Source organism: Hyphobacterium marinum, from assembly GCF_036330325.1.
In the GTDB taxonomy this organism is placed as follows: domain Bacteria; phylum Pseudomonadota; class Alphaproteobacteria; order Caulobacterales; family Maricaulaceae; genus Hyphobacterium; species Hyphobacterium marinum.
This window is the reverse complement of record NZ_JAZDRO010000006.1, coordinates 1-24,123: the sequence shown is the minus strand read 5'-3', so window position 1 is coordinate 24,123 and position 24,123 is coordinate 1. Positions and strand designations below refer to the sequence as shown.

The window sequence follows — 24,123 nt, the reverse complement described above, 5'->3', positions numbered from 1 at the left end:
TCCTCGTCTGTCGTTCAGCCGGCGGCGGCTTGTTGGTGGATACGATCCAACGATTCCGTCCGGCCAAGAAATAGCATGACCGCAGAAAGGTCGGGGGCTGGCGCACCACCGGTCAGGGCGGCGCGCAGCGGTTGTCCGATCTTGCCGAACCCGACCGCTTCGGCCTCGGCGAAGGATTTCAGGGCAGCGGCCAGGTTCTCTTCCGACCAGTCCGCCAGCGCGGCCAGCGCCGCATGCAGCCGGCCCAGCCGGGCGAGGGCGTCATCGTCTAGCGGTTTGGCGGCCTTGCCCTCGATCGCGAAGGGCGACCGACGCGTCAGGAAATAGGTCTGCTCTTCCAGCTCTGCCAGTGTCTTGGCCCGGGTTTTGAGCACTCCCATACCGGCCAGCAGGCGTTCGCGCGCAGTTCCTGCGTCGATTTCAAGCGTGCCCGCCGCCTCAAGGCGCGCCAGCAGGGCGTCGGTCAGCACCGTATCATCGCTCTCGCGCAGGGCCGTGGCGTTTACGCTGCCCATCTTGTCGAAATCGAGCCGGGCCGGGGCCTTGTTGAGCCCGTCGAGCGAGAAGGCGGCTTTCGCCTCGGCGTCGCTGAAATACTCCTGGTCGCCCTTCGACCAGCCCAGGCGCAGCAGGTAATTGCGCAGCCCGGCGGGCAGATACCCCATGTCGCGATAGGCCTCGACCCCGAGCGCGCCATGACGTTTGGAGAGTTTCTTGCCGTCCGGACCATGGATCAGCGGAATATGCGCGAAGACCGGGCGGTCCCAGCCGAGCGCGTCGTAGATCTGCGACTGGCGCGCGGCATTGGTCAGGTGATCGTCGCCCCGGATGATGTGGGTCACGCCCATGTCATGATCATCGGCGACGACGGCGAGATTGTAGGTCGGCGCACCATCGGTTCGCAGCAGCACGAGATCGTCGAATTCCTTGGCCTTCCAGCGGACATCGCCCTGGACGGCGTCGGCAATCACGACATCGCTGTCCGGTGCCCGGAAACGCACGACGTGGGGCGCGTCCGCCGGCGCGTCACTGTCCGGCCTGTCGCGCCAGGGTGATCGCAAGGCGCGGCCTTCGGCAAAGGCGGTCTCGCGCAACGCCGTCACTTCGTCCGGCGTGCAGTAGCAGCGGAAGGCGGCACCGGCGGCGACGAGCTCATCGACAACGGCGCGATGCCGGGCGGCGCGCGCATGCTGGGACACGGGCTCACCGTCCCAGTCGAGGCCAAGCCATTGCAGCCCTTCAAGAATTTTCTCGACGGCGTCCTCGGTTGACCGGGCGCGATCAGTATCCTCGATGCGCAGCAGGAATTGGCCGCCCTGGCCGCGGGCAAACAACCAGTTGAAAAGTGCGGTCCTTGCACCCCCAATGTGCAAATATCCCGTGGGGGAGGGCGCGAAGCGCGTGACGATGCCGGTTTGCTTGTTTTGCATGTGCGAAAGAATGCTGCGCTGCGGTGTGGTGCCGGGTGATACCATGCGTTTGCCGGAGGTCATAGGGGTATGACCGTATCGGAGCCAGTCCAACAACAGGCGGGCTCCTGGCGCGCGGCGATTGCCGCCAATCTGGAACGCAGCTGGGCTGCGCTGACCACGTCCCGGGTCATCACCGTACAGGACCTGCCACTCTGGTGTCCCGTGGCGTTTGCAATCGGTTCGGCCGTCTATTTCACGCTGCCCGCCGAGCCTTCAGCGGCTGCCGGCTGGACCGCGTTCGGACTGGCCGTGTGCGCCTTGGCCGGAGCGATCATCTGGCGCCACCGGACGAGCGTGCTGATCACGCTGATGCTCGCCGCCTTTGTCCTCGCGGGCGGGGCGAGAGGGCAATGGCGCACCCTTTCGGTCGCCGGACCGGTCGTTGCAGAGTCCGAGCGCGCGCGGACCGTCACCGGCTGGATCGAAAGCGTCCAGCAAAGCGGCGGGCGGCAGAGACTGGTCCTGCGCGTTGCGTCACTCGACGGCATGGATGAGCCGCCTCGGCGGGTTCGTGTGCTGGCCAACCGCGGCGCATTCCAGCCCGGCGACGCAATTACACTCCGGGCCGTTCTGGGGCCGCCGCCCCGGCCTGCGGCACCCGGCGGCTATGATGCTGGCTTCGCGGCGTGGTTTTCAGGGCTTGGCGGATCAGGATTTGCCGTAACGCGGCCCGAGGCGGCTGAATTTTACGGGGACAGCCGCGCCCGGGCCTTCGCCCGCGTCCGCTGGTCGATGGCCGAACGCATCCGTGAGCGCGCGCCGCCGCGCAGCGCCGGTATCGCCGCCGCCCTTTTGACCGGTGACCGGTCCGGAATATCGCCCGATGACGCCGAGGCGCTCAGGGCCACCGGACTCGGGCATATCCTTGCCATTTCCGGCTTGCACATGGCGCTCTTTGCGGGCGGTGTTTTCTTCGCGGTACGGTTCCTCTTTGCCGCGATCGAGCCTTTCGCACGGCGGCATGACCCGCGCTACCCGGCTGCGATTGCCGCCTTGCTCGCGGCTCTTGCCTATCTGGCGCTCTCGGGGGCCGCGATCCCGACCCAACGCGCCTTCATCATGACGGCGGCGGTGCTCATCGGCGTTCTGGTCGGCCGGCAAGCAATCTCCATGCGCTCAGTTGCGCTGGCCGCCTTTGCGGTTTTGCTCATCCAGCCCGAAAGCATCGTCACGCCGGGATTCCAGATGTCTTTCGCCGCTGCGTCAGCCCTGATCACAGCCTTTGGAGCCTTGCGTGATCACCGCCGGCCGGGGCCACGCCCGGGCGTTCTGCGCCGCGCCGCCGGATCAATCGGAGCCATTGGCTGGTCGTCCCTGATCGCGGGTGCGGCGACATCGGGATTTGCGGCCTTCCATTTCAACCGGCTCGCCGCCTTCGGCTTCATCGCCAATCTGGCGGCCATGCCGATCTTTTCCTTCCTGGTGATGCCGGCCGGCGTCATCGCGCTGGCGCTGATGCCGTTTGGCCTCGAAGCCATACCGCTCGCCGTGATGGGGGCGGGACTGGATGCGGTTCTATCCATTGCCCACTTTATCGCCGATTGGCCCGGCGCGCTGTCACCGGTCCCGGCGGGCCATGGCGCAGCCCTGCCGCTCTATGCCGCCGGATTTGCGGCTCTGGTGGCAGGCCGGGGATTGTTGAGGCTGGCGGGGCTGGTCTTCATGGGGGCCGGTCTCATCCTGTGGTGGGCCACACCGGTCCCGGACGGTCTTGTGACGGATAGCGGCGTGGTCATTGCCCACTATGACGCGGCAGATGGAGACTGGTCGGCCAGTACAACGCGGCGCTCGCGGTTTGCGGCGCGAGTCTTCCTCGAACAGACCGGTGACCGCGAAGTCAGACTGGCGAGGGGGATGCGTTGCGACGCCTCAGGCTGTGCAGGCCGGGCGCAGGGCGTGCTGATCGCGACGCCGGAAACCGAGGAAGCCCTGATCGAGGACTGCCGCACGGCGGATCTGGTCGTCACGCGCCTTGAGGTAAACCGGGTTCTCCGGTCGCGCTGCGATGCCGAACTGATCGATGCCGATGATCTCGCGCGTGACGGTGCCCGGACATTCCGGATCACCGATGGCCGTATCACGTCGTGGGAAACGGTCGCCGACCGCAGGGGTGACCGGTCCTGGACGGGGACGGGCACGGGCACGATGGCAGGGACACACCGCGACTAGACGGCGAAAGCCTAGTGATAGCGGCGGATGAGACCGACGAGACGGCCCTGTACCTGGACCCGGTCCGGTCCGAAAATGCGGGTCTCATAAGCCGGGTTGGCGGCTTCGAGCGCAATTGAACCGCCCTTGCGGCGCAGACGTTTCAGCGTGGCTTCCTCGTTGTCGACAAGCGCGACAACGATCTCGCCGGTATTGGCGGTGTTGCAGCGTTCGATGACGACGATATCGCCTTCAAGAATGCCCGCATCGATCATGGAATCGCCTTCCACTTCGAGCGCGAAATGTTCACCCGAACCGCCGGCAATATCGGGCGGCAACACGAAGCGGTCGGTCTCGTGCTGGATCGCCTCGATGGGGACACCGGCGGCGATCTTGCCAAGCAGGGGTACTTCGCGGCTGTCGCGCGCCTCGCGCGGCGGGCGCTTGAAGTCGGCTCGCACGACATTGGGGCCGAGATCGGCACCGGCAGGCGCGGCGGAATCCGGCATTTTGAGCACTTCAAGCGCACGGGCGCGGTGGGCGAGGCGGCGGATGAAGCCGCGCTCCTCCAGCGCCGTGATCAGGCGGTGCACGCCGGACTTGGACGCCAGTTCCAGCGCATCCTTCATCTCGTCAAAGGAGGGCGACACACCGGTCTCGGTGATGCGGCGGTGGATGAACAGCAAAAGCTGGTGTTGCTTGCGCGTCAGCATGGCGTTTCCTTCGCGACCGGCGAGCGGAACAAAACATAAACTTCACGCGATGTTCTATAAGTGTTCCGGGGGCGCGTCAAGTCCTCCTATCCCTTCGGTGCAAGTAGAGACGTGAAGGACACGGAATGACCTTGTTTGTGGCGATTTTGCCCCGGCCCGTGGTATGGGTTGGGGATGCTATACAAGTCCGCCTCGGCATTTTTGGTGATCGTTGCCAGCGTCTTCTTATTCATGATGGCCGATGGCCCTGCTCACTACGAATTAATAATTCTAGAATGGTGTGAGCGGTTTGGCTCGTCTTGTCCGGCTTGGGTCCAAGAACCGGCGTGGGGCTGGCTAATTGTTGGGCTGCTTTTGACGGCTGCGATTGTGCTGTTCTGGCCCTTTTGGATCGGCCTCGTCCGCAAAACGATTCCGCAGATAAAAGGCCAGTCGAGCCATGTCTCCATCGGTGAGGCTGGTATTTGGTTATACAATTCTCTTCCGGATGACCGGCGTAGAAACCTGCGTGACGGAGCGAGCGCTTGCGATGGCGGGAACATCGAAACGTATATGCGGCAAATTGCGTTGTTGGACGCAGAGCAGGCCGGAATTCAGCTATATGCGCGCTGGTGTGATGGCGGAGACATAGAGGCGGTCGAACATGGTGACGTGGTTGATGCCCCGGGCGATGGGTGGTTGTTTGACCGCTCAAAGCCACAGCCTATCGAGGTTTATATAAGGCGGTCGGATCGTGGGAAGCTACGGAAGTGTCATGTCGAATAACGCTGACAAATTCGACGCCCTCTTGCGAGCGACGCCCAGCGCGCCACCGGAAAGCTCTCCTTCCCGCCTCAAGTAAACGCTGCCGTCCCCATCAGGGTGCGCGTGGCCTTGGCCACATCGCCTTGCCGCATAAGGCTTTCACCCACCAGGACGGCGCGTGCGCCGGCCTCGCGGACGCGGGTGACGTCCTCCGGTGTGGCGATGCCGCTTTCGGCCACCGCGAATCGTTGACCGGCAAAGCGCGGGGCGAGGCGTTCAAACGTCGCCAGCGAGGTCTCGAACGTGGTCAGATCGCGATTATTCACGCCGATGAGATTGGCATTGAGCGTCAGCGCGCGCTCGACCTCGGCCTCGTTGTGCGTTTCCACGAGCGCATCCATCCCCCAGCCCCAGGCCGTCGAGATGAGGTCCGCGGCGAGCGCGTCATCGACGCTGGCGAGGATGACGAGAATGGCATCGGCCCCGAGCGCGCGCGATTCCACGATCTGCCACGGGTCGAGCATGAAGTCCTTGCGCAGGACGGGCAAGGCGCAGGCCGCCCGCGCGGCCACGAGATAGTCCTCATGGCCCTGAAAGCCGGGCGCGTCGGTCAGAACCGAGAGGCAGGCCGCGCCGCCAATCTCATAGGCCCGGGCGAGGGCAGCCGGGTCGAAATCGGCGCGGATCAGCCCCTTGGACGGGCTCGCCTTCTTGACCTCGGCAATGAGGGCGATGCCGTCGAGTGCGGCGCGTGCCTTCAGCGCTTTTAGAAAGCCGCGCGGTGCCGAGGCCTCACGCGCGTCCTCGGACATCTGGGCGAGCGGGCGGGCGGCCTTGCGCGCGACGATCTCCTCGCGCTTGTAGGCCTCGATTTTCTGTAACGCGTTCACGCCTCGCCCCGCGAGATGGCGGCCATGCGTTCCAGCGCGGATTTCGCTGCGCCGCTGTCGATGGCCGATTGCGCCTTGGCGGCACCGTCCTTGAGATCGTCAGCCAGACCGGCGATAACCAGCGCGGCGGCGGCATTGAGCACGACGATGTCGCGATAGGCCCCTGGCGCACCGTCCAGCAGCGCGCGCATCGCCTGAGCATTCTCCTGCGGCGTGCCGCCGACAAGATCATCGAGCGTGGCGGCCGGCAGGCCAGCGTCTTCGGGTGACACCGTGAAGCGCCGCGTACTGCCGTCTTTCAGCTCCACGACATCGGTCAGCCCGGTCGTGGTGATTTCGTCGAGCCCGTCACGGCCCCGGACCACCCAGGCGCGTTCGGCACCGAGGCTGTTCAGCGCCAGCGCCACCGGTTCCAGCCAGCGGTCATCAAACACGCCGAGAAGCTGACGCTTGGTTCCCGCCGGATTGGCGAGCGGGCCAAGAAGATTGAACACCGTCCGCGCGCGCAGTGCCTTGCGCGCCGCCGCCACGTGCCGAACGGCGGAATGGTGCGCGGGCGCGAAGAGGAAGCCGACATTGGCCTCGTTGAGGGCCCGTTCCACGCGCGCCGGACCGGCATCCATCGCGACACCGAGTTCGGCGAGGACTTCCGCCGATCCCGACTTCGACGAGGCGGCGCGATTGCCATGCTTGGCCACGCGGGCACCGGCACCGGCCGCCACGATCGCGGCGGCGGTTGAGATGTTATAGGTGCCGCGCGCATCCCCGCCCGTGCCGCAGGTGTCGATGGCCCCGTCCGGCGCGGTGATGCCGGTCATGCGGGCGCGCAGCGCGGTCGCCCCGGCGGCGAGATCGTCTGGCGTCTCACCAATGGCGGCGAGACCGATCAGAAAACCGCCGATTTCCGCGTCCCCGGCATCGCCTTCCATCAGGAGGGAAAACGCTCCGGCAATTGCTTCGGCGGCCGGGCGCTCACCGCGTGTGAAGGCCTGGATACATTCGAGCAGCGCGCTCATGCGGCTTGCGCGGCAGGTCCGCGTCCCGATTTGAGGAAATTGCCGATCAGCGAGTGTCCATGCTCCGAGGCGATGGATTCGGGATGGAATTGCACGCCGTGCAGGGGCCGGGTGCGGTGTCGCAGCCCCATGATCTCGCCATCCTCCGTCGTCGCAGTGACGATAAGCGAGTCGGGCACGCTGGCGGTATCCACCGCGAGGCTGTGATAGCGCGCCGCGGTGAAGGGCGAAGGCAGTCCGGCGAAGACGCCGCTGGCGTCATGCGTCACCGCACTTGTCTTGCCATGCATGATTTCGCGGGCCTGCACGATGGTTCCGCCAAAGGCCTCGGCAAGGGCCTGATGGCCCAGACACACGCCGAGAACGGGCAGATCGTCCGGCGCATTGCGGATCAGGTCGAGGCAGATGCCCGCCGCGTCCGGACGCCCCGGACCGGGCGAAATCAGGATGGCGGAATAGGTGCCGTCGATGGCCTCGGCGACCGTAATGGCGTCATTGCGCACGACGCGGGTCTTTGCGCCCAGCTCCTCGGCATAATGGACGAGGTTGAAGGTGAAGCTGTCGTAGTTGTCGATGATCAGCAGCATGCCGCCCATTCCTGCCCGCCGGTTCGCGTTGGAAGGTAGGGCAGGGCGACGGGGACGCCAACGACGAAACGCTGTCCGGGGCGGTATTAATCAAAGCTTAACCGAAGCGGCCGCCCTGTCGGTCCATGTCTAAGCGCCGGACGTCCGCCTCCCGGTTTCGCCGTATGGCCAGCCCGGCTGCGCCGGTCCTGGCCGCGGGCCTTGCCGCGACGGCCTTTGCGTTCGGGGCCTTCGCCTTCGAGGTCGGCGCGGCTCGCGCGGAACCTGTAGAGGTGATTGCGCCATCGACGATGCAGACAGCGTCTAGCGACGTCTCACGACCCGAGGCCGTTCCTGAAGCGGTGCCCCGACTGGACTTCGAAGCCCCGCAGACACAGCCAGGTCCCTTGGTGGCGATCGTTATTGACGATGCCGGACCGGACCAAGTGCTGACCAGCCGGGCCATCGCGCTTCCCGCTGCTCTGACGATCTCGATCCTGCCCTATGCCGAGGAGGCCTCCCGGATCGATGCAGAGGCCCGCAATGCCGGGCATGAGACCTTCCTGCATCTGCCGATGGAGCCGGGCGGGCTCGCCGATCCCGGTCCGCATGCCCTGACCCGTCACCATTCGCCCGCCGAGTGGCAGGCGCGCGTGCGCTGGTCCCTGGCGCAAGTGCCCGGGGCGACGGGGCTGAACAATCACATGGGCAGTGCCCTGACGGCGGACCGTGACGCCATGCGCGCCATCCTTGAACCGGTTGCGGGCACCGGTCTGGTGTTTCTGGACTCGGTGACTTCACCGCGCAGCCGGGCCCGGGATGCCGCACATGAGCTGGATATTCGATCGCTCAGCCGGGACATTTTCATCGACCATGACGACGATCCCGCGGTCATCGGTCGTCAGCTGGCGGCGATTGAAGCGAGAGCCCGACGCGACGGACGTGTCGTGGCTATCGGTCATCCGCGTCCCGCAACGCTCGATGCACTTGAAGCCTGGATCCCGGAAGCGGAATCGCGCGGACTGCGCTTCGTAACCGTGTCCACTCTGATGGCGGAGACGGGCTCAGGTGAAACGGTGCGCTTCGCCGGCGGCGCGCAATAGCGCTTTCGCCTTGTTCAGCGTTTCCTGGCGTTCGGCTTCGGGGTCGGAATCCAGAACGACACCGGCACCCGCCTGCACGTGCATCTGGCCGTCCTTCGTGACCGCCGTGCGCAGGGCGATACACGTGTCCATGTCGCCATTAGCACTAAAATAGCCCACCGCCCCGGCATAGATGCCGCGCTGATGGGGCTCGGCCGCGTCCAGAATCTCCATCGCCCGGACCTTGGGCGCGCCGGAAACCGTCCCAGCGGGGAAACCCGCAAACAGGGCCGAGACCGCGTCCTTTCCGTCTGCGATCTCACCTTCGACGTTCGAGACGATGTGCATGACGTGACTGTAGCGTTCGACGATCTCCCGCTCTGTGACGCGCACACTGCCGGGCCTGGCGACGCGGCCGACATCATTGCGCCCCAGGTCGAGGAGCATCAGGTGTTCGGCCCGTTCCTTCGGATCCGCGAGGAGGTCGGCTTCCAGATGGTCGTCTTCGGCCGGCGTCGCGCCGCGCGCGCGTGTTCCGGCGATGGGACGCACGGTGACGGTTCCGTCCTGCAGCCGCACCAGGATTTCCGGGCTGGAGCCGGTGACCGCAAAGCCGGAGAACTGGAAATGGAACAGGAAGGGCGAGGGATTGAGGCGGCGCAGCGCGCGATAGAGCGCGAACGGTGGATGCGGGAAGTCCAGCGTGAAGCGCTGGCTCAGCACGCCCTGAAAAATGTCGCCCGCGCGAATATGGTCGCGCAGAGTCTCCACGCCCGCCCGGAACGCGTCCGGTTCGGTGTTGGAGACTGGCTCCGCCGGATCCGGATTAGCCGGTTCGGTACGCCGTGAATGCGGCGCATCCAGCTGTTCGAAAACCGACCGGATCTGCCGTTCGGTTTCGGCATAGGCGGCTTCGAGACCCTCTTCACCCGGACGCAGCGGCGCGTAGACGGTGACGTCCTGTTTCAGGGCGTCGAAGACCGCGACGATGCGCGGGCGGATCAGGCGTGCTTGAGGAAGCCCCAGCGGATCAGGTGCATTGCCGGGCAAACGCTCGACAGCGCGCACCATGTCATAGCCGAGATAGCCGAAAAGGCCCGATGCGATGGGCGGCACGCCCACGGGCAGGTCGAGGCGCGCGGCCGCCATGGCCCGGCGCAGGGAGGCGAGCAGGTCGGTGCCGTCCGAGACCTCCTTGCCCGCAGCCAGATCCTCGCCGTCCAGAATGAAAGCTTCACCGTCCCGGACCGTCCATACGAAATCGGGGTCAAGACCGATCGCCGAATACCGTCCGCGCCAGGTCCCGCCTTCGACCGATTCCAGCAGAAAGGCATTGTCGCGATCCTGGGCTAGCGCCAGGAAGGCCGCGACGGGCGTTGTCAGGTCGTCCGCGCGGCTTGCGCGAAGCAGCACGCCGTTTCCGGCCTTGCGTTCACGGCAGGCCTCGAGCGACGGCTCGAGCGTGATCACTGTACCTGGGACGGATCGATCACGCCCAGGGCCTGATCGCGCAGCAGGGTATCGATGCGGGCCGGATAGCGTTCGGCCAGTGCCGCCGCGAGGCTGGTATCGAGATCGCGCTGGATCTGCTCGGCGAGCTGGGAGCGCATTTCAAGAATGGTCTCGGCATCGTCGCTCTGCCCGGTCTCGATGGCATCGAGCACGATGATCAGCCGCGAGCGATTATCCGAACCACGGGCTTCCTGGACATCACCCACTTCGATGAAGAAGGCGGCTCCCACGGCATCGCGCCCGAACGGCGCGGCCGTTTCGCTCCGGGTCAGAGAGGCGGATTCGACGCGGGCCCCTTCGATTGACGCCGCGATCGCATCGAGGGCTTCGCCATCCCGGGCGCGCTGGCGCGCGTCCTCGACGATCGCGTCCAATTGCTCATCAACGGTTTGCAGGCGCCAGACCGTGGTCGCGTCATCGCGGACATCGTCGAGATCCTGGACCCGGCTTGGCGTGATCGTTTCGACCCGGAAAGCGTAATAGTCGCCATCGCCATAGGGCTGGAGTTCGGTTTCGACGCCGGCCGTTTGTTCAAACACGGCTTCGAGTATTTCGGGCTGTTCGAAGAAAGAGAAAGCGTACTGGCCCTCTGCCGTCCGGTTCTGGGAATCGATGGGCGCAAACATTTCATAGGGAATGCCCGCCGCTTCGGCGGCTTCGTCGATTGTCGCGCCACCGGACAACGCGGACTCGTATTCGCCCATGGCGTCATACATCGCGTTTTCCGCTTCGGACCGGGCCATCAGGTCGCGGATCTCGTCGCGCCGTTCAGCATAGTCGGGCAGGGTGGCGTCCTGAGCGGCATCCACACGGACCACGAACCAGCCAAGACGGCCTTCGATGGCCGCGGCTTCGCCTTCCGCCATCGAGAAGAGGGCCTCCGCAACCGACTCGTCCGGGATCTGGTATTCCTGCCGGTCGGTCTGGACGAAGGGCGCGTCGGCACCGAGGTCCGCCGCAACGGCAGCAGCGCTCTCGCCGGCATTCAGACGCGCGGTGGCTGCCTGGGCCGTCTCGCCGTCGTCGAAACGGAGCTGGGTAAAGCTTCGCAGGGCCGGTTCACCGATCTGACCGGTCTCGACCTCATAGTCATATTGTTCGCGGATATCCGCTTCGTCGACGGTGACATTCGCGGTGAAATCGCTGACGCGGAACCGGACGAGCGTAAAGCTGCGGCGCTCGGGCTCGGTGAAGAATTGCGGGTTTTCGTCGATGACAGACTGGAGCGCCGCGTCATCCGGATCGCCGATATCACCGGCGGCTTGCGGCGGAATGACCAATGCGCGGAAGGTCCGGCGCTCATTGCTGAAGCGATCGATGACATCGCCATAGGCTTCCGGCGTCCGGATGCCCGCGAACAGCGCGTCAATCAGCTGACCGCGGATCATGTTCTCGGCAATTTCAGCCTCGAACTGGGCCGGCGTCATGCGCTGGTCGGCGAGATAGGACAGGTAGGCCTGGTTGTCATGGCCACCCGTGACCGGATCCAGAAACACCTGAAAACTATTGATCTCGTCACGGATCTGGGCGTCGGACACGGCGAGATTCATCTGGTTGGCAACCGCACGGATGCGGGCAGCGATGATCTGCTCGTTCAGGACCTGATCGCCCAGACCGTTGGCGCGCGCGGTTTCCGCTGTCAGCGCGGGGTTCTCGCGTTGCTCAAGACGCAGGCGTTGGTCGAAGGACCGGGCAAGATCGAGACGGGAGACGCGTTCGGGACCCACAACAGCCACGGCATCCCCGGTCCGGACAAACACGTCGCTGACGCCGAAAATCGCAAATCCGATGATCAGCGGAGCAATAATGATCACGAGCATGATCGGCGAACGGATTATCCTGCGGAGGGCAGCGAGCATGGGGGCATCTTCTTGCGTGGTTCCAGACGGGCGCGGACCCTAGCCAAGGCGTTTACAGGCGGCAAGCGCGCCGTCATTGTCCGCGCAGTCATTGGCCCCGCTTGAAGGGGATGAAAACACAAGGGGGATATCCGTGACGCGACGCCTGCTGATTGCCGGTAACTGGAAGATGCACGGGACGAGCGGCGCGCTCGCCTTCTTTGCCGATCCCGGCATTAACCGGACGTATGCCGGGATCGACCGGCTGATCTGCCCGCCAGCCACGCTGTTGCGAGCGGCAACGGAAGCCGCTTCTGCGACCGGTGTCATGATTGGTGGACAGGATTGCCATGCGCAGGCGGGCGGCGCGCATACTGGTGACGTGTCCGCCGAGATGCTGGCCGACGCAGGTGCCAGTCACGTCATTGTCGGGCACTCAGAGCGGCGCGCGGATCACGGCGAACGCGATGCCACTGTTAAAGCGAAGGCTGAAGCCGCGCTCAGGGCCGGGCTGACCCCCATCGTTTGCGTCGGCGAATCCCGGGCTGACCGCGAGGCCGGCCGGGAATTCGATGTCGTGGGTGAACAGCTTGCCGGCTCCTGGCCGGATGGCGGAACGGGCGACACGGTCGTCATCGCCTACGAGCCCGTCTGGGCCATCGGGACCGGGCTGACCGCGTCGATTGGCGATATCGATGCGATGCATGCCTTCATCCGGGAGGCGAGGGGCGGAGACCAATCGCTTCGGATCCTTTATGGCGGCTCGGTCAAACCGGCCAATTCCGGCGACATTCTGGGCCGGCCCGAGGTGGATGGCGCGCTGATCGGAGGCGCGAGCCTCACCGCGGAAAGCTTCGCCGCAATATGCCTTGCTGCGGCCGATTGATCGCATTCGACCGGTTCAGGTAAGCGGATTTCAAGCATTTTGACGCAGTCTGCCTGTTCGGTAGCCGCATTCGCGGTGCGCGGGGACAGACGAGACGATGGCCGAAATCGACTATCAGCACGCCCAGGTCCTGGTTTTCGACCCGGTCCACGTGAACCTGCGCACGACCCGCTATGCGCTGCACGAACTGGGATTTCGCTCGATTGAATCGGCCAGCACGCTGAAAGAGTTTGAACGCCAGCTCAAGGAAGGTGAGTGGGACCTGGTCGTGGGAGAATCTGCGGCACCGGGTGTCGACATTTTCCCGATAATCCGTCGTATCCGCCGCAGCGAACTGGGCACGAATCCCTTTGTCGTGATTCTCCTGACATCCTGGATTCGCGATGGCAGCCATGTCGGCCGGGCAATCGAATCCGGGTCCGATGACGTCGTTGTGCGTCCGTTCTCGACCTCGTTCTTCGGTGACCGGATACGTACGCTCGTCCGGGACCGGAAGTCCTTTATCGTGACCAGCGACTATGTCGGGCCGGACCGGCGGTCAGACCGCTCGCGCAGGTCAGATGCGCCGAATGTGAAAGTTCCCAACACGCTGCAGAATGTCGTGGAAGGCGATACCGAGGCCCGTGCCCGCGCGCAGGCCTGGATCGCCGAGGCCAGACAGACCGTTGAAGCTGAACGGGTGCGGCGGATCGCGATGCGGATCGTAGTGTCTCTGGAATTGCTGATCGACACGCCGCCCGGCGCGAACGGCCGCTTCGACTATCCCGACATTATCCATGCCGCGCGCGAATTGCGCCAGCAGTTGGAGCAGGCTGGAAGGATGGAGGCCTTGCAGGTGTCTGAAGCGCTTCTGGAGCAGGTCCGTGCTTTCCGTGCGCCGGACGAACGCAACGAGAAGAATTTCAAACTGGCCAAGGAATTGGCCCTGGGGGCCTATGCGGCCTACGCAAACGGCGATTCAATCGAGCGGTCGCAAGACGAGATCAAGCGCACGGTCGCGGCGCTGCGCAAGCGGATGCTGACAAAGACAGAGCCGGGTGGTGGCGCTTCCCCCGCCCATGCGCTAAATACCGCCGCCATGTAGCACGGAGCATCGGCTCCGGAGACGGCGGTAAGGCAATGACGACAGTTCTTCTGGTGGTTCACCTCCTCGTGGCGATTGCGCTTGTTGGCGTGGTCCTGATGCAGCGCTCCGAAGGTGGCGCGCTTGGCATGGGCGGTGGCCCCGGTGGCATGATGACCGGGCGCGGTGCGGCCAGCCTGCTGACCCGCGTGACGATCGGTCTCGCGGCGGCCTTCTTCGCGCTGTCCATCCTCCTGGCCATCGTGTTCGGTATCGATTCCCAGGGCCGCAGCGTTTACGACAACGCCGACGAAGCCATCCAGCTTCAGCTGGACGCGCCGGCCGAGGAAGAGGAAACACCGGAAGATCCCGTCGTTCCCATCGACGACTGATCACCGCCTCCAAACGCCCTCGGGCGCAATCCGGACTTTCAGTGCCCGCGAATCTGGGTTAGTCAGACCTCCCATGCCGCGATATATTTTCATCACCGGCGGCGTGGTCTCCTCATTGGGAAAAGGCCTCGCGTCCGCTGCTCTCGGAGCCTTGCTGCAAGCGCGCGGATACCGCGTCCGCCTGCGCAAGCTCGATCCCTACCTGAATGTCGACCCCGGCACGATGTCGCCTTACCAGCATGGCGAGGTCTATGTGACCGATGACGGGGCCGAGACTGATCTCGACCTGGGGCATTACGAGCGCTTCACCGGCGTACCGGCCGCGCAGTCCGACAACATCACCACGGGCCGCATTTACCAGAACATCATCGACCGGGAACGCCGCGGCGACTATCTGGGCGCGACGGTCCAGGTCATTCCGCACGTCACCGACCAGATCAAGGAATTCGTCCTGTCGGATGCGGGCGATGTCGATTTTGTCCTGTGCGAGGTCGGCGGCACGGTCGGGGATATCGAAGGCCTGCCGTTTTTCGAATCGCTGCGCCAGCTGGGCCAGGAACTGGGACGCGACAAGGCGCTTTTCCTCCACGTCACGCTGATGCCCTACATCAAGGCGGCCGGCGAGATGAAGACCAAGCCGACCCAGCACTCGGTCAAGGAATTGCTCTCCATCGGCATTCAGCCGGACATTCTCCTGTGCCGCTGTGAAGTGCCGATTTCGGCGAGCGACAAGCGCAAGATCGCGCTCTTCTGCAACGTCCCCGAAGGCGCGGTCATCGAGGGGCGGGATGCCGCCTCGCTCTATGACGTGCCGCTGGAATACCACAATCAGGGTCTCGACCGTGAAGTCCTCAAACGCTTCCGGATCGAGGATGCGCCCGAGCCCGACCTGTCGCGCTGGAAAAACATTTCCGAGACCATCCATGCGCCGGATGGCGAGGTGACGATCGGGATTGTCGGCAAATATGTCAGCCTGCTCGACGCCTACAAGTCGCTGATGGAAGCGCTCGCGCACGGTGGCATCGCCAACAATGTGAAAGTCCGCCTGAAATGGCTGGATTCCGCGCAATTCGAAGGGGGTGAGTCGCTGGCCCCGCTCGAGGATGTTCACGCCATTCTCGTTCCGGGCGGTTTTGGCGAACGCGGCGCGGAAGGCAAAATTGCTGCGGTCAAGTTCGCGCGCGAGCGCAACATTCCCTATTTCGGGATCTGCTTCGGCATGCAGATGGCCGTGATCGAGGCCGCGCGGAATCTCGCCGGGATTGACGGGGCTGGCTCTACCGAATTTGGCAAACCGGACGTCCCCATTGTCGGCCTGATGACCGAATGGGTGCGCGGCAACGAGGTCGAACAGCGCAGTGCCGGCGGAGACCTTGGCGGCACGATGCGGCTCGGGGCTTACCCGGCTGTGTTGGTGCAGGGATCGCGTGTCCGCGACATCTATGGCGCAGACCATATCGAGGAACGCCACCGGCACCGCTACGAAGTGAACATCGCCTATCGCGAACAGCTCGAAGCGGCGGGGCTGAAATTCTCCGGCCTGTCGCCGGACGGCGTCTTGCCGGAAATTGTCGAGCGGACCGATCACCCCTGGTTCATCGGTGTGCAGTTCCACCCGGAATACAAGTCGCGCCCCTTCGATCCGCATCCGCTGTTCGCGAGCTTTATCGCGGCCGCGATCGAGCAGAGCCGTCTGGTCTGACGTATCAGGTGTGAAGAAAGGGCGATGCCCACCGGTGATCCAGCGCGACCGGCTTCACAACGAGCTCTGATATCTTGATGTCGTGTGGTCCCCGGCGGGATCGCGTCCGATTTGTATAACACAAAAATGCGCCTTTGCCCATTTCGGCAATAAAGACGGGTCGTCGCCCACCCGATTCATGACCGCCTGCATCCAAATCGCGGTATCCCGGCATCAGGACAGGCGAGGGGGCATTCGCCACCATTTGTTATGGGAGATTACGGGACATGACACACACACTTCTGGCCGGCTTGGCCGCAGGACTGGCCCTGACAGCCAATGCCGCCGCACAGAATGCCGAGCAGACCTTCAGCCATACCGGTTTCGACCGCATCGATATCTCCGGCCAGTTCGAGGCCCGGATCGAGGTCGGCGAGACCTGGTCGGTGCAAATGAGCGGGGATGCTGACGACATGGACGATGTTCGGATCGGCACCGAAGATGGCGAGCTGCGCGTACGCGCACGTAATCGCTGGTTCGGCAATGGCGGCGATCTCGATGTGACACTCGTCGTCACCATGCCGGATATCGCCGCGGCCGAATTCGGCCGGGGCATTTCGGCGGACCTGTCAGGTGTGAATGCCGGGCAGTTTGACCTGGAAGTCTCGACCGGGGCGTCGGCTACGATATCGGGCCAGTGCACGCGGCTCGAAGCCGAAGTGTCCACCGGCGGCCTGATGCGCGCCCGCGCCCTGGAATGTGGGACCGTAGCAGTTGAAGCCTCGACCGGCGGCTCGGGCGATGTCTATGCGTCCGACCGGGTCGATGCGGAAGCCTCAACCGGCGGCGAGCTCGACATTTTCGGGTCACCACGCTCGCACTCGCGTGAAACCTCGTTCGGCGGTTCGATCCGCATCGTTTCGGGGAGTTGACCGGTCTGCATCGGGTCAGTGATGCAGCGGTTGCGCGTTCGGCACGAAGCGGCTATACGCCGCCGTTCTCGCGCAAGCGAAACCGATTGACGAACCAGATGGAGAGGCCCGATGGCGGTCCCTAAGCGAAAAACCACCCCGTCGAAGCGCGGCATGCGCCGCAGCCACGACAAGCTGGCGGCCCCGGCCTACATCGAAGACAAGGATTCGGGCGAGCTTCGCCGTCCGCACCACATTGATCTGAAGTCCGGCATGTATCGTGGCAAGCAGATCCTGGAGCCGAAGGACGACTGATCCTTTCCGGTTCCGACGCATTTGAAAACCCCGTGCGAGTGATCGCGCGGGGTTTTTCGTTTGGGCTCCAGTTCATCCCCCCACCCCGACCCTCCCCTCAAGGGGAGGGAGGTGTGCCGGTATCCTCCCCTGACAGGGGAGGGCAGGGGTGGGGTGAATTGCAAGCCAAGCCCGGGGCTTCCCCCATCGGATAGCCTCGTCTATGAAGCCCGCAAAATCCGCCCCTCACGATACGGAACCGCGCCATGACCGCCATTATCGACATTCTCGCCCGTGAAATCCTCGACAGCCGCGGCAATCCGACCGTCGAGGTCGATGTCCTGCTCGAGGATGGGTCGCTCGGCAGGGCCGGGGTGCCGTCTGGTGCCTCCACTGGCGCGCACGAGGCGGTCGAGAAGCGCGATGGCGGCAAACGCTATGGCGGCAAGGGTGTCCAAGGCGCGGTCGATGCTGTCGAGGGCGAGATTTTCGACGCACTGACCGGGTTTGACGCCGAAGACCAGCGCCGCATTGACGACGTACTGATTTCGCTCGACGGCACCGAGAACAAGTCGCGCCTAGGCGCGAATGCGACACTCGGCGTGTCACTGGCGGTTGCCAAGGCTGCGGCCATTGCCGCCGGCCAGCCGCTCTACCGCTATGTTGGCGGCCTCAATGCCCGCGTCCTGCCGACGCCGATGATGAACATCATCAATGGTGGCGCGCATGCCGACAATCCGATCGACTTCCAGGAATTCATGATCATGCCGGTCGGCGCGGAAAGCTTTTCCGAGGCGCTGCGCTGCGGCGCGGAGATTTTCCACGCATTGAAAAGCGCCCTGAAGCAGGCCGGTCACAATACCAATGTCGGCGATGAGGGCGGGTTCGCACCGAATCTGAAAAGCCCGGAAGAAGCCCTCGACGTGATCCTCAAATCCATAGAGGCCGCCGGCTACAAGCCGGGCGATGATGTCGCCCTCGCGCTGGACGTCGCCTCGACCGAGTTCTTCAAGGAGGGCAAATACGTGCTTGATGGCCCGGGCGTGACCCATGACGCGCAGGGCTTTGCCGACTATCTCGCCAAGCTCGCCGGGGATTACCCCATCCTCTCCATCGAGGACGGGATGGCCGAAGATGACTGGGAGGGCTGGGTCGCGCTGACCGAAACGCTCGATGGCAAGTGCCAGCTCGTTGGCGACGATCTCTTCGTGACCAATCCGAAGCGCCTGGCGCGCGGGATCGAGATGGCGGCGGCCAACGCCATCCTCGTCAAGGTCAACCAGATCGGCACGCTGACCGAGACGCTCGAAGCGGTCGATATGGCGCTGCGCTCGGGCTATGGCGCGGTGATGAGCCACCGGTCGGGCGAGACCGAGGACGCGACCATCGCAGACCTCGCTGTCGCAACCAATTGCGGACAGATCAAGACCGGTTCGCTGGCGCGTTCCGACCGTACCGCGAAATACAACCAGCTTCTGCGAATCGAAGCGGAACTGGGCGACCAGGCCGACTATGCCGGCCGCGATCCGCTGGCGGTTTAGGCCATCTATTCCTTCCCCTTGATGGGGAAGGTGGCCCGAAGGGCCGGAAGGGGTGGGTCACTCCAATCGATTGCGGTTTCCACCCTCTCCGTCCGCTTCGCGGACACCTCTCCCATCAAGGGAGAGGAGGGGCATGGCAACTACCGTCATTCGGTAACCCTTGATTCACGCTGATGGATTTTAATCCGTCTCATGGGTTGGCCCACAGACCTGCATCAAAGCAGGCGGGCGACATGGGACGGGGTGTTTGGCCGCGATGGCATTCATCAAGCGCATTCTGCCGACATTCGCCTTCGCGATGCTGATCGCCTATTTCGGCTATCATGCCTTGAATGGCGAGCAGGGCGTCCTGAACTGGATCGTCGTCAAGAACCGGATCGTCGAGACCGAGGCCGAACTCGCCGCGACGGTTGCCGAACGGGAAAGCCTGGAACTGCGGGCCGAGCGCCTGCGGTCTGACAGTCTCGATCTCGACTATATGGAGGAGCGCGCCCGCGCCATCCTGAACGTCGCTCATCCGCGCGATTTCATCGTCAAGACCGACGCCCGCGCTGATCGCTAGCGCGTTTTCGCATAACGCCAATCACTTGCCGCAGAGCGTCTCCGTCTGATAAGGCGGACACCTCACGGGCAAGGAGCGCGAACATTGGTTCGTGTGTGAAATAAATGGCGACGAAGAAACCGGCGAAACGCACCACGACCACGGCGGCCCGCAAGGCTGTTCCCCCGAAGGCAAAAGTCACCAAGGACGATGCGCTCGCCTACTACCGTGACATGCTGCTGATCCGCCGCTTTGAAGAAAAGGCTGGCCAGCTTTACGGCATGGGGCTGATCGCCGGCTTCTGCCACCTCTATATTGGCCAGGAAGCCGTCGTCGTCGGCGTGCAGGCCGCGCTCGAAGAGGGCGATCAGGTCATCACCGGTTATCGCGACCACGGCCACATGCTCGCCTGCGGCATGGACCCGAATGGCGTCATGGCCGAGCTGACGGGCCGGGAAGGCGGCTATTCGCGCGGCAAGGGCGGCTCGATGCACATGTTCTCCCGCGAGAAGCAATTCTTCGGCGGGCACGGCATTGTCGGTGCGCAGGTTTCCATCGGCACCGGCCTCGCCTTCGCCGATCTCTACAAGAATAACGGAAAGGTCTCGGCGACCTATTTCGGTGACGGCGCGGCCAACCAGGGTCAGGTCTATGAGAGCTTCAACATGGCCAAGCTTTGGAATTTGCCGGTCATCTACATCATCGAGAACAATCAATACGCCATGGGTACGAGCGTGAAGCGCGCCAGCTCGGAAACCGAGCTCTACAAGCGCGGCGCAAGCTTCGGCATCCCCGGCGAACAGGTCGACGGCATGGACGTCATCGCCGTACGTGAGGCCGCCGCCAAGGCGCGCAAGCACTGCACCGATGGCAATGGCCCGTTCATCCTGGAAATGAAGACCTACCGCTATCGCGGCCACTCCATGTCCGACCCGGCGAAATACCGCACCCGCGAGGAAGTCGACGACATCCGCTCGCACCATGACCCGATCGAAGGCGCGAAGAAGCGCATCCTCGACGAGAAATGGGCGACCGAAGAGGAGCTGAAAGCGCTCGACAAGGAAATGAAGGCCATTTCCGCCGCCGCGGCTGACTTTGCCAAGGAAAGCCCGGAGCCGGACCCGTCCGAACTCTACACCGACGTGCTGATCGAGGCGTAACGCCATGGCCGCCGTCACCACGTTTGAAATCCACGCCTCAGACCCGGCCGCCTGCATCGCCTTCTACGAGGCGGCATTCGGCTGGGAATTTGTCGAGCACAAATTCGGCGACACGTCCTACTGGGAAATCCGCTCCGGTGAGGCCGAACCGCGTGGCGCGATGGGCCGCATGATCTGCCGGCACGGCAATCCGCCCGCCGACGGCGCGCCGGTGATGGGGGCCGTTATCACGGTCGATCTGGACGACCTCGATGCCGCCTTTGCCGCCGCGCTCGCGAATGGCGGCGTTGAGGCGATGGCGAAATTTGCCATCCCCGACATTGGCTGGGTCGCCTACGTGAAGGATCCCGACGGTAATGTCCTGGGCCTTTTCCAGTCTGATGGAGGCGCGGCATGACCCCGGCCGAATTTCTCGCTACCTGGCATGAAGCCGTTAAAAAGCGCGATGCGGCGCTGATGGACTCCATCATCGCCGAAGGGTGCGAACTGCACTCGCCGGTCGTGTGGAAACCGACCACCGACAAGGCCTATCTGTTGCACATCCTGCAAGGTGTGATCGATCTGGTCGATGGCTTCGACTATCGCCGCGAATGGGTGGACGGAAACGAGATCATCCTGGAATTTACCGGCACAGTTGCTGGCAAGGGGCTCGTCGGTATCGACAAGATCACGCTCGGCGAGGACGGTCGCATGACGCGCCTGGAAGTCCTGATCCGGCCCATGAACACCTACATCGAATTTGCCACGCGCATGCGCGACCACGCGCTGGCCTTCAAGTCTCCCGCAGAGGAAACCGCCTGATGCCCATCGAAATCCTCATGCCCGCCCTGTCTCCGACGATGGAGGAGGGCAATCTCGCCAAATGGCTCGTCAAGGAAGGCGACGAGGTCAACTCCGGCATGGTTATCGCCGAGATCGAGACCGACAAGGCGACGATGGAAGTCGAAGCCGTTGAGGAAGGCCGCGTCGGCAAGCTGCTCGTCGCCGAAGGGGCCGAAGGCGTGAAGGTCAACACGCCCATCGCCCTGCTGCTCGAAGAGGGCGAAGATGAGGGCGATCTTGAAGGGGCTGGCAAGACAGACACCCCACCCCAACCCTCCCCTCAAGGGGAGGGAGAGGGAAGCGGGACCGAAAACCCTCCCCCTCAGGGGGAGGGCAAGGGTGGGGGTGCAGACCCCGAACCTATCCGCCACGCCAAGCCGGCGGCCAGCGATCCCGAAATCCCGTCCGGCACCGACATGGTCCCGACGACCGTGCGCGACGCGCTGCGCGATGCCATGGCTGAGGAGATGCGCCGCGACGAGACCGTTTTCGTCATGGGCGAGGAGGTCGCCGAATACCAGGGGGCCTACAAGGTCACGCGCAATTTGCTGCAGGAATTCGGCGCGAAGCGCGTGGTCGATACCCCGATCACCGAGCACGGCTTTGCGGGTCTCGGCGTGGGTGCGGCCTTTGGCGGACTGCGCCCCGTCATCGAATTCATGACGTTCAACTTCGCCATGCAGGCGATCGACCACATCATCAATTCGGCGGCCAAGACGCTCTACATGTCCGGCGGCCAGATGGGTTGTCCGATGGTGTTCCGCGGCCCGAACGGCGCGGCGAGCCGTGTCGGCGCGCAGCACAGCCAGGACTATTCGGCCTGGTATGCGCAGGTGCCGGGCCTGAAAGTCATCGCGCCCTATGATGCCGCCGACGCCAAGGGCCTTTTAAAAGCCGCGATCCGGGATCCGAACCCGGTGGTCTTCCTTGAACACGAGCTGATGTATGGCGAGACGTTCGATGTGCCGGCGATCGAGGACTGGGTCCTGCCCATCGGCAAGGCGAAAATCCGCCGTGAAGGGTCGGACGTCACCATCACCGCGCATTCGCGCATGGTGGGCTTTGCGCTGAAAGCCGCCGAGGAATTGGCAGAGCAGGGCATCGAGGCCGAAGTCATTGATCTGCGCACGCTGCGCCCGCTCGATTCAGCGACCATCATCGAGAGCGTGAAGAAGACCAACCGCATCGTCTGCGCCGAGGAAGGCTGGGGACAGCACGGCGTCGGTGCCGAAATCGCCGCGCGCGTTGTCGCCGAGGCCTTTGACTATCTCGACGCCCCGCCCGTGCGCGTCCACCAGAAGGACGTGCCGCTGCCCTATGCCGCCAATCTCGAAGCCCTGTCCCTGCCGGGCAAGGACGACATCGTGAAGGCGGCCAAGCAGGTCTGCTATGCCGACTGACACCAAACCCCGGTCCGGCGGTTGCCATTGCGGCGCGGTGCGTTGGGAAGCTGATCTGCCGGATCAGGTCGTTGCGCTGTCGTGCAATTGCTCGATCTGCGCGATGACCGGGTTTATCCATGTCATCGTGGACAAGGGCGATTTCCGACTGGTGCAAGGCGCTGAGAACCTGACCGAATACACGTTCAATACCGGTGCGGCGAAACACCTGTTCTGCTCGGCTTGCGGAGTGAAGAGCTTCTATCATCCCCGCTCGCATCCCGATGGCATTTCGCTCAATCTGCGCTGTTTTGATGCGGAGTCCGGGATTGCTGGCCGCATCGAGGAATTCGACGGCGCGAACTGGGAAGACAGTGTCGCCTCGATCAATCCGGAGGCCGCCACGCACTGACCATGACCGAAGCTGAAGTCGTCCCGCTCCTCATTGAATTCATGCATGTCCTGCTCGCCGGGATATCGGTCTATTTCACCATCGTTTCGGCCTATGTGGTCGGGCTTTACGCCTTTCTGGTGCGCGCAAACATCGTGCTGAAAGTCGTCGCCTTCCTGTTCTTCACACTGATCTTCTTCTTCCTGATGCAGTTCAATTACGGGGCCGGCGTCTTCCAGCGCGGCCTCGTGGAAGTCCTCGCCGGGCTCGAAACCACGACGGGTCTCTCTGCGGCTGGCCAGACCGCCCTCGACAGCGCGCGTTCGGGTCTGAATGCCAAGGTCCGCACCGTGATGTGGCTCGGATCGCTCGCGACCTATCTCGCGCTCTTCTATCTCACCTTCTTCCATCGCTGGAGCCATCTCATGGGCGATGACAAGGCGGATGAGGGTATGCCGACATGATCCTGGCCCTTCTACTCGCTCAGGCCGTGACGGGCGATCTGCCCGCGATCGATACGGACGCGCACTGCCAGTCCCGGGCGGCCACCGTTCGGGTCGAGGATTGCGTCGCGCGCGAAGACACGGCGTTAGCCCGTCTCCAGACGTCATGGCCGGACTTCTCCGACGCTGCGCAGGACAACTGCGCGTCCCGCCTCGAAGAAGACGACATAACCAGCTGGTCAGGCCTTGAGGCCTGCCTCGTGATTGCCAGCCTCAATGCACCGCGCCGGGCCCCGCCCGGCACCATTGCCCTTCAATCCGCTTCACCGGAAAGTCAGACCCATGCCGATTGAGATCCTCATGCCCGCCCTGTCTCCGACGATGGAGGAGGGCAATCTCGCCAAATGGCTCGTCAAGGAAGGCGACGAGGTCACCTCCGGCATGGTTATCGCCGAGATCGAGACCGACAAGGCGACGATGGAAGTCGAGGCCATCGATGAGGGCGTGGTTGGCAAGCTCCTCGTCGAAGAGGGCACGGAAGGCGTGAAGGTCAACGCCGTCATCGCGCTTCTGCTTGAAGAGGGCGAGGATAAGAGCGCGCTTGATGGAGCGCGGAAGGCTGCGAAGGCCGGCACCCC

The 24,123-nt window shown here is 64.0% G+C and carries 26 protein-coding genes; 19 read left to right on the top strand and 7 right to left on the bottom strand.

Annotated features, from left to right (window positions below):
- Nucleotides 1–14: 14 nt before the first annotated feature.
- On the bottom strand, nt 15–1,430 hold the full coding sequence (gene gltX, locus V0U35_RS12615; RefSeq protein WP_330197087.1) for a glutamate--tRNA ligase: 1,416 nt from the start codon (nt 1,428–1,430) through the stop codon (nt 15–17).
- A gap of 69 nt (nt 1,431–1,499) precedes the next feature.
- Here gltX and V0U35_RS12610 point away from each other — a divergent pair, with 69 nt between their 5' ends.
- Nucleotides 1,500–3,641 carry a ComEC/Rec2 family competence protein gene (locus V0U35_RS12610; protein WP_330197086.1) on the top strand — a complete coding sequence of 714 codons (2,142 nt, stop codon included), beginning with the start codon at nt 1,500–1,502 and terminating at the stop codon, nt 3,639–3,641.
- 11 nt (nt 3,642–3,652) lie between these two features.
- On the opposite strand, the gene lexA is transcribed toward V0U35_RS12610, so the two are convergent.
- Nucleotides 3,653–4,333, bottom strand: coding sequence for a transcriptional repressor LexA (gene lexA, locus V0U35_RS12605; RefSeq protein WP_330197085.1), 681 nt, complete (start codon nt 4,331–4,333; stop codon nt 3,653–3,655).
- A gap of 174 nt (nt 4,334–4,507) precedes the next feature.
- Between lexA and V0U35_RS12600 the strand changes: the two genes are divergently transcribed.
- Nucleotides 4,508–5,098 (top strand): hypothetical protein, encoded by a 591-nt coding sequence (locus tag V0U35_RS12600; RefSeq protein ID WP_330197084.1) that lies wholly within the window; start codon nt 4,508–4,510, stop codon nt 5,096–5,098.
- 68 nt (nt 5,099–5,166) lie between these two features.
- Here the strand turns inward: V0U35_RS12600 and trpC are convergent, their stop codons facing one another.
- Genes trpC through V0U35_RS12585 form a run of 3 tightly spaced genes read right to left on the bottom strand, consistent with a single transcriptional unit; the run spans nt 5,167 to nt 7,570 of the window.
- The gene (gene trpC / locus V0U35_RS12595; RefSeq protein ID WP_330197083.1) at nt 5,167–5,967 is read right to left on the bottom strand and encodes an indole-3-glycerol phosphate synthase TrpC; all 801 of its coding nucleotides are present in this window, start codon (nt 5,965–5,967) and stop codon (nt 5,167–5,169) included.
- Nucleotides 5,964–6,983, bottom strand: a complete 1,020-nt coding sequence (trpD, locus tag V0U35_RS12590; protein ID WP_330197082.1) for an anthranilate phosphoribosyltransferase — start codon at nt 6,981–6,983, stop codon at nt 5,964–5,966. Before trpD ends, trpC begins: the two co-directional genes overlap by 4 nt.
- The gene (locus tag V0U35_RS12585; protein WP_330197081.1) at nt 6,980–7,570 is read right to left on the bottom strand and encodes an anthranilate synthase component II; all 591 of its coding nucleotides are present in this window, start codon (nt 7,568–7,570) and stop codon (nt 6,980–6,982) included. The genes trpD and V0U35_RS12585 overlap by 4 nt, the downstream gene beginning before the upstream one ends.
- A 164-nt stretch (nt 7,571–7,734) precedes the next feature.
- Between V0U35_RS12585 and V0U35_RS12580 the strand changes: the two genes are divergently transcribed.
- The gene (locus V0U35_RS12580) at nt 7,735–8,652 is read left to right on the top strand and encodes a divergent polysaccharide deacetylase family protein (RefSeq protein ID WP_330197080.1); all 918 of its coding nucleotides are present in this window, start codon (nt 7,735–7,737) and stop codon (nt 8,650–8,652) included.
- Here V0U35_RS12580 and trpE read toward each other — a convergent pair.
- Both trpE and V0U35_RS12570 read right to left on the bottom strand, forming a co-directional pair.
- Complete coding sequence (trpE, locus tag V0U35_RS12575; RefSeq protein WP_330197079.1) at nt 8,614–10,101, bottom strand: anthranilate synthase component I; 1,488 nt, start codon at nt 10,099–10,101, stop codon at nt 8,614–8,616. The genes V0U35_RS12580 and trpE overlap by 39 nt on opposite strands.
- Nucleotides 10,098–12,002, bottom strand: coding sequence for a peptidylprolyl isomerase (locus V0U35_RS12570; RefSeq protein WP_330197078.1), 1,905 nt, complete (start codon nt 12,000–12,002; stop codon nt 10,098–10,100). The genes trpE and V0U35_RS12570 overlap by 4 nt, the downstream gene beginning before the upstream one ends.
- Before the next feature lie 133 nt (nt 12,003–12,135).
- Between V0U35_RS12570 and tpiA the strand changes: the two genes are divergently transcribed.
- The 16 genes from tpiA to V0U35_RS12490 form a co-directional block, all read left to right on the top strand.
- Complete coding sequence (gene tpiA / locus V0U35_RS12565) at nt 12,136–12,867, top strand: triose-phosphate isomerase (protein ID WP_330197077.1); 732 nt, start codon at nt 12,136–12,138, stop codon at nt 12,865–12,867.
- 97 nt (nt 12,868–12,964) lie between these two features.
- Nucleotides 12,965–13,951, top strand: a complete 987-nt coding sequence (locus V0U35_RS12560; RefSeq protein ID WP_330197076.1) for a response regulator — start codon at nt 12,965–12,967, stop codon at nt 13,949–13,951.
- A 35-nt stretch (nt 13,952–13,986) separates the two neighbouring features.
- Complete coding sequence (gene secG / locus V0U35_RS12555) at nt 13,987–14,322, top strand: preprotein translocase subunit SecG (protein ID WP_330197075.1); 336 nt, start codon at nt 13,987–13,989, stop codon at nt 14,320–14,322.
- Between the two features lie 73 nt (nt 14,323–14,395).
- Nucleotides 14,396–16,024 (top strand): CTP synthase, encoded by a 1,629-nt coding sequence (gene pyrG, locus V0U35_RS12550; protein WP_330197074.1) that lies wholly within the window; start codon nt 14,396–14,398, stop codon nt 16,022–16,024.
- Nucleotides 16,025–16,290: 266 nt separating this feature from the next.
- The gene (locus V0U35_RS12545) at nt 16,291–16,935 is read left to right on the top strand and encodes a GIN domain-containing protein (RefSeq protein WP_330197073.1); all 645 of its coding nucleotides are present in this window, start codon (nt 16,291–16,293) and stop codon (nt 16,933–16,935) included.
- A gap of 111 nt (nt 16,936–17,046) precedes the next feature.
- Nucleotides 17,047–17,229, top strand: coding sequence for a 50S ribosomal protein L32 (gene rpmF / locus V0U35_RS12540; protein ID WP_330197072.1), 183 nt, complete (start codon nt 17,047–17,049; stop codon nt 17,227–17,229).
- Nucleotides 17,230–17,474: 245 nt separating this feature from the next.
- Nucleotides 17,475–18,749 (top strand): phosphopyruvate hydratase, encoded by a 1,275-nt coding sequence (gene eno / locus V0U35_RS12535; protein ID WP_330197071.1) that lies wholly within the window; start codon nt 17,475–17,477, stop codon nt 18,747–18,749.
- A gap of 256 nt (nt 18,750–19,005) precedes the next feature.
- Complete coding sequence (locus V0U35_RS12530) at nt 19,006–19,311, top strand: FtsB family cell division protein (protein WP_330197166.1); 306 nt, start codon at nt 19,006–19,008, stop codon at nt 19,309–19,311.
- A gap of 104 nt (nt 19,312–19,415) precedes the next feature.
- Complete coding sequence (gene pdhA, locus V0U35_RS12525; protein ID WP_330197070.1) at nt 19,416–20,450, top strand: pyruvate dehydrogenase (acetyl-transferring) E1 component subunit alpha; 1,035 nt, start codon at nt 19,416–19,418, stop codon at nt 20,448–20,450.
- A gap of 4 nt (nt 20,451–20,454) precedes the next feature.
- The gene (locus V0U35_RS12520; protein ID WP_330197069.1) at nt 20,455–20,847 is read left to right on the top strand and encodes a VOC family protein; all 393 of its coding nucleotides are present in this window, start codon (nt 20,455–20,457) and stop codon (nt 20,845–20,847) included.
- On the top strand, nt 20,844–21,251 hold the full coding sequence (locus V0U35_RS12515; protein ID WP_330197068.1) for a nuclear transport factor 2-like protein: 408 nt from the start codon (nt 20,844–20,846) through the stop codon (nt 21,249–21,251). Before V0U35_RS12520 ends, V0U35_RS12515 begins: the two co-directional genes overlap by 4 nt.
- Nucleotides 21,251–22,672, top strand: coding sequence for a pyruvate dehydrogenase complex E1 component subunit beta (locus V0U35_RS12510; protein ID WP_330197067.1), 1,422 nt, complete (start codon nt 21,251–21,253; stop codon nt 22,670–22,672). Before V0U35_RS12515 ends, V0U35_RS12510 begins: the two co-directional genes overlap by 1 nt.
- The gene (locus V0U35_RS12505; RefSeq protein WP_330197066.1) at nt 22,662–23,063 is read left to right on the top strand and encodes a GFA family protein; all 402 of its coding nucleotides are present in this window, start codon (nt 22,662–22,664) and stop codon (nt 23,061–23,063) included. Before V0U35_RS12510 ends, V0U35_RS12505 begins: the two co-directional genes overlap by 11 nt.
- 2 nt (nt 23,064–23,065) lie before the next feature.
- Complete coding sequence (locus V0U35_RS12500; RefSeq protein WP_330197065.1) at nt 23,066–23,506, top strand: hypothetical protein; 441 nt, start codon at nt 23,066–23,068, stop codon at nt 23,504–23,506.
- The gene (locus V0U35_RS12495) at nt 23,503–23,838 is read left to right on the top strand and encodes a hypothetical protein (RefSeq protein WP_330197064.1); all 336 of its coding nucleotides are present in this window, start codon (nt 23,503–23,505) and stop codon (nt 23,836–23,838) included. Before V0U35_RS12500 ends, V0U35_RS12495 begins: the two co-directional genes overlap by 4 nt.
- Nucleotides 23,828–24,123: biotin/lipoyl-containing protein (locus V0U35_RS12490; protein WP_330197063.1), on the top strand; the 296-nt coding region annotated here is incomplete at its 3' end. The genes V0U35_RS12495 and V0U35_RS12490, both read left to right, overlap by 11 nt.

Bases quoted from the DNA above. Each gene is read 5' to 3' on its own strand.
- gltX (WP_330197087.1), bottom strand. From the start codon at position 1,430: ATGCAAAACAAGCAAACCGGCATCGTCACGCGCTTCGCGCCCTCCCCC.
- V0U35_RS12610 (WP_330197086.1), top strand. From the start codon at position 1,500: ATGACCGTATCGGAGCCAGTCCAACAACAGGCGGGCTCCTGGCGCGCG.
- lexA (WP_330197085.1), bottom strand. From the start codon at position 4,333: ATGCTGACGCGCAAGCAACACCAGCTTTTGCTGTTCATCCACCGCCGC.
- V0U35_RS12600 (WP_330197084.1), top strand. From the start codon at position 4,508: ATGCTATACAAGTCCGCCTCGGCATTTTTGGTGATCGTTGCCAGCGTC.
- trpD (WP_330197082.1), bottom strand. From the start codon at position 6,983: ATGAGCGCGCTGCTCGAATGTATCCAGGCCTTCACACGCGGTGAGCGC.
- V0U35_RS12585 (WP_330197081.1), bottom strand. From the start codon at position 7,570: ATGCTGCTGATCATCGACAACTACGACAGCTTCACCTTCAACCTCGTC.
- V0U35_RS12580 (WP_330197080.1), top strand. From the start codon at position 7,735: ATGGCCAGCCCGGCTGCGCCGGTCCTGGCCGCGGGCCTTGCCGCGACG.
- V0U35_RS12570 (WP_330197078.1), bottom strand. From the start codon at position 12,002: ATGCTCGCTGCCCTCCGCAGGATAATCCGTTCGCCGATCATGCTCGTG.
- V0U35_RS12560 (WP_330197076.1), top strand. From the start codon at position 12,965: ATGGCCGAAATCGACTATCAGCACGCCCAGGTCCTGGTTTTCGACCCG.
- secG (WP_330197075.1), top strand. From the start codon at position 13,987: ATGACGACAGTTCTTCTGGTGGTTCACCTCCTCGTGGCGATTGCGCTT.
- pyrG (WP_330197074.1), top strand. From the start codon at position 14,396: ATGCCGCGATATATTTTCATCACCGGCGGCGTGGTCTCCTCATTGGGA.
- V0U35_RS12545 (WP_330197073.1), top strand. From the start codon at position 16,291: ATGACACACACACTTCTGGCCGGCTTGGCCGCAGGACTGGCCCTGACA.
- rpmF (WP_330197072.1), top strand. From the start codon at position 17,047: ATGGCGGTCCCTAAGCGAAAAACCACCCCGTCGAAGCGCGGCATGCGC.
- eno (WP_330197071.1), top strand. From the start codon at position 17,475: ATGACCGCCATTATCGACATTCTCGCCCGTGAAATCCTCGACAGCCGC.
- V0U35_RS12530 (WP_330197166.1), top strand. From the start codon at position 19,006: ATGGCATTCATCAAGCGCATTCTGCCGACATTCGCCTTCGCGATGCTG.
- pdhA (WP_330197070.1), top strand. From the start codon at position 19,416: ATGGCGACGAAGAAACCGGCGAAACGCACCACGACCACGGCGGCCCGC.
- V0U35_RS12520 (WP_330197069.1), top strand. From the start codon at position 20,455: ATGGCCGCCGTCACCACGTTTGAAATCCACGCCTCAGACCCGGCCGCC.
- V0U35_RS12515 (WP_330197068.1), top strand. From the start codon at position 20,844: ATGACCCCGGCCGAATTTCTCGCTACCTGGCATGAAGCCGTTAAAAAG.
- V0U35_RS12510 (WP_330197067.1), top strand. From the start codon at position 21,251: ATGCCCATCGAAATCCTCATGCCCGCCCTGTCTCCGACGATGGAGGAG.
- V0U35_RS12505 (WP_330197066.1), top strand. From the start codon at position 22,662: ATGCCGACTGACACCAAACCCCGGTCCGGCGGTTGCCATTGCGGCGCG.
- V0U35_RS12500 (WP_330197065.1), top strand. From the start codon at position 23,066: ATGACCGAAGCTGAAGTCGTCCCGCTCCTCATTGAATTCATGCATGTC.
- V0U35_RS12495 (WP_330197064.1), top strand. From the start codon at position 23,503: ATGATCCTGGCCCTTCTACTCGCTCAGGCCGTGACGGGCGATCTGCCC.